This is a genomic window from uncultured Leptotrichia sp. (assembly GCF_938036635.1).
Classification (GTDB): Bacteria; Fusobacteriota; Fusobacteriia; order Fusobacteriales; family Leptotrichiaceae; genus Leptotrichia; species Leptotrichia hongkongensis.
In genome coordinates this window covers 1-1242 of sequence record NZ_CALHQO010000402.1, presented here as the reverse complement: position 1 = coordinate 1242, position 1242 = coordinate 1, and the positions used below count along the sequence as shown (strand labels likewise).

The 1242-nt window shown below is 25.6% G+C and carries 3 protein-coding genes; 2 read left to right on the top strand and 1 reads right to left on the bottom strand.

Annotation, left to right across the window (positions count from 1 at the left end):
* Both Q0370_RS08045 and Q0370_RS08040 read left to right on the top strand, forming a co-directional pair.
* On the top strand, positions 1 to 413 hold a 413-nt coding region (locus tag Q0370_RS08045; protein WP_299574390.1), incomplete at its 5' end, for a transporter substrate-binding domain-containing protein.
* 25 nt (positions 414 to 438) lie between these two features.
* Positions 439 to 627: a hypothetical protein gene (locus Q0370_RS08040; protein WP_299574387.1), complete on the top strand. Its 189-nt coding sequence runs from the start codon at positions 439 to 441 to the stop codon at positions 625 to 627.
* A gap of 159 nt (positions 628 to 786) precedes the next feature.
* Here the strand turns inward: Q0370_RS08040 and Q0370_RS08035 are convergent, their stop codons facing one another.
* Positions 787 to 1131, bottom strand: a complete 345-nt coding sequence (locus Q0370_RS08035; RefSeq protein ID WP_299574384.1) for a hypothetical protein — start codon at positions 1129 to 1131, stop codon at positions 787 to 789.
* Positions 1132 to 1242: the final 111 nt, after the last annotated feature.

Here is a 1242-nt window from a genome sequence, read left to right as displayed (position 1 = left end):
AAATTGATATTATTGTATCTGGTATGAGTTCAACTGAAGAAAGAAAAAAATCAGTTGATTTTACAGATGAATATTACAAGTCAACACAAATGTTTCTTAAAAAGAAGGGAAATAACCAACTCACTTCAAAGGAAAGTCTGGCTGGTAAAAAAATTGGAGTTCAGTTAGGAACAATTCAAGAGCTGGAAGCTAGAAAAATAAAAAATGCAAATGTTGTAACAAATGATGCAACTGTTAATTTGATATTAGATTTGAAAAATGGGAAAACTGATGCAGTAATTCTGGAAAATATTGTTGCAAAGGAATATATTAAAAAAAATCCTGATATAGAAGTTTTTTATGAAGAAAAATTACCTTACGGTATGGCGATTGCTTTTAATAAAGGAAAAAATACAGAAAGAAGAAAAAAATAGGATAAATAAAGTATCCGATTTTTATTTGTACAGAAAAGTTAAAATGTACGACAGTTTTTATGAGCAGTACAATTATCTTGAAATTCTGGCATTCAATCAAAAGAATGATAAACTGAATGTAAAAATTAGAAATGTAGATGATGGCTATGTTCAGGATTTTACTTTTGACAGTTTCAAAAATTTTGAAAACTGGTTTAGGAAATATGCTATCTAACCTATTCAAAAATATCATTTAAAAAGCCCATATAATATCCATACAGCTCAAAAAATCAATTTTTGGTATAAATGCCATAAATAAAAATTTTGGATTGCAGGAGTTATATGGGAAAATTTGATATAATTAGCTCAATATACATAAAATTTCTTTCTCTAGTTATTCTTTTTTAGAATTTAAAATTTCATTCAATACATAAATCGCTCTTTCATTATTCTTATCTAACTCTAAAATTTCTTTTGCTATGTTCTCTGCCTCTTCATCATCCATTAAATATTCTGGAAGACCATAAAAACTTAGTAAAGTTACTAAATTTTTAAGATTTTTTTCAATTTTTACTGCTTCTCTAGCATGAAAAATACCAACAGCATAAGCTCTTTCTACACAACAAAATGTAAATGATAACAAACTTGTTGACAAATTCAACCAAATTACATTTTCTGTTTTTTTATACATATACTGTGAAAATCCATAAAAAGTAAAACTTTCTATAACATTAGCCATATTCCATATTATTTCATATATTTCTTGTTTATTAATATTCACTATTACTTTAATTCAGTCGCAAAGTTATAAAAAAAGTAATAAATAATCATGCCTTTTTCTTATGAAATA

Coding starts and splice junctions, on each gene's coding strand:
- Q0370_RS08035 (WP_299574384.1), bottom strand. CDS start 1,131: ATGGCTAATGTTATAGAAAGTTTTACTTTTTATGGATTTTCACAGTAT.